Source organism: Actinoplanes couchii (assembly GCF_016862075.1).
Taxonomy (GTDB): domain Bacteria; phylum Actinomycetota; class Actinomycetes; order Mycobacteriales; family Micromonosporaceae; genus Actinoplanes; species Actinoplanes couchii.
In genome coordinates this window covers 1-1,206 of the sequence record NZ_BOMG01000189.1, presented here as the reverse complement: position 1 = coordinate 1,206, position 1,206 = coordinate 1, and the positions used below count along the sequence as shown (strand labels likewise).

Here is a 1,206-nt window from a genome sequence, read left to right as displayed (position 1 = left end):
CTAGTGCCTCGTCATGCGGCCTTGAAGGGGTAATCCGGGTGGCGGATCTTGGACTTGGTCGCGTATCCGGTTTTGGGTCGGGCTCGCTGGTTGTGCCATCGGATGTAGTCGCCGATCGCGGTGTCCTGTTCGGCGTGTGACTGGTGGTCGGTGCCGTTGAGGGCGAAGTAGCGCAGGGCGGCGAACTCGGCCTCGATCCAGTTCAACCACGAGCTGTAGGTCGGCAGGAAGACCAGTTCGACGGCGTTGGCGGCGCACCAGGCCCGGACACTCGGGTGTTTGTGCGGGGAGAAGTTGTCCAGGATCAGGTGCAGTGTTTCGCCTGGCCAGCGGCGTCGGAGGGTCTTGAGGAAGTCGAGGAACTCGGTCGAGCGTTTCCGGTCGCGGATCCGGTAGTGGATTCTGCCGGTGGTCAGGTCGAGGCTGGCGATCATGTGCCGGACCCCGTGGTCACGGTGGTAGGTGGCCCGCAGCCGGACTGGCTTACCCTGCGGTTTCCAGGATTTGCCGGGCCGCGGTTGCAGGTTCAAGGGCCCGAACTCGTCGACGCAGACGACGCGGCCGCCGGCGGGCGGGTGGTCGTAGAGGTCGAGGATGCGGCGCATCTTGGTGACGAAGTCCGGGTCGTTGCTGGTCTTCCACGTCTTCGACGTCTGCCAGGTGACCCCTTGTTCGTGCAGGATCCTGCGGACGGTCTCGATGCTGATCGTGGTGACGCGGCCGGTGGCGATCAGGTAGTCACGTAGTTTCGACAGGCTCCAGCAGGAGAAGGGCTGTCCGAGGAATCGGGGGTCACACCGGGCGATCACGCAGATCCAGTCGCGGGTCTGCTCACTGATCCTGTTGGGTGTGCCCCCTCTCCATTTTGGGTTCAGGGCGTCGAACCCCCGCTCGTTGAACGCGTGGATCACGTCACGGACGTAGTCGCCGGTGGCCTTGAGCAGGTATGCGATGTCCGCCGCGGGCTGGCCCTGGGCGGACATCAGCACCACGATCGCCCGCCGCAGCTTGACCGGGTCCTTCGCGGTACGGGTGATCTTCTGCAGCCGCTGACCTTCCGGCATCGACAGATCCCGTACGAACACTTCCGGGCGTCGGCCCACCCGGCATCACCTCCCACAAGACAGCGAGAGGACAAGCCTGCCCGAAACACGCTCAGAAACGACGGATTACACGTCCAACGTTCAAAGACGAGGCACTAGCAGT

1 protein-coding gene is annotated in these 1,206 nt (G+C 64.2%); it reads right to left on the bottom strand.

The features are described 5' to 3' along the window. Positions 1–11: 11 nt before the first annotated feature. Positions 12–1,103, bottom strand: coding sequence for an IS630 family transposase (locus Aco03nite_RS52425; protein WP_239146161.1), 1,092 nt, complete (start codon positions 1,101–1,103; stop codon positions 12–14). Positions 1,104–1,206: the final 103 nt, after the last annotated feature.